Origin of the sequence: Secundilactobacillus silagei JCM 19001, assembly GCF_002217945.1 — a bacterium.
GTDB lineage: Bacteria > Bacillota > Bacilli > Lactobacillales > Lactobacillaceae > Secundilactobacillus > Secundilactobacillus silagei.
On record NZ_BCMG01000034.1, the window covers coordinates 1 to 385 of the forward strand.

Below are 385 nucleotides of genomic sequence, written 5' to 3' on the forward strand. Positions count from 1 at the left end.
CGACCGTGATCGTGCCATCTGGATTAACTGTGGCTGGTACCGTCGTTTTATCTGGTGTGTAACCTTTAAGTAATGGCACATCAACAGTGACATGTTCGCCTGTCTTACCAGTTACATTAGGCACTGTTTGATTACCTTGGTTGCTTGGAATCGTCACATTTGCCTTGGCATCGTTTGGTGTGTAGGTCACTTTACCTGTGGTCGTTGGGTTATCAACGGTGATCGTGCCGTCGGCATTCACCGTCGCCGGTACCGTTGGCTTATCCGCTGTGTAGCCTGGCTTCACTGGTACTGTGACATCAACATGCTCGCCTGTCTTACCAGTTACATCGGGTACTGTTTGATTACCTTGGTTGCTTGGAATCGTCACATTTGCCTTGGCATC

At 49.1% G+C, this 385-nt stretch carries 1 protein-coding gene; it reads right to left on the reverse strand.

The window, feature by feature from the left end; translation table 11 throughout:
* A partial coding sequence (locus tag CES79_RS12905) for a MucBP domain-containing protein (RefSeq protein WP_225362448.1) occupies positions 1-385 on the reverse strand: 385 nt, incomplete at both ends.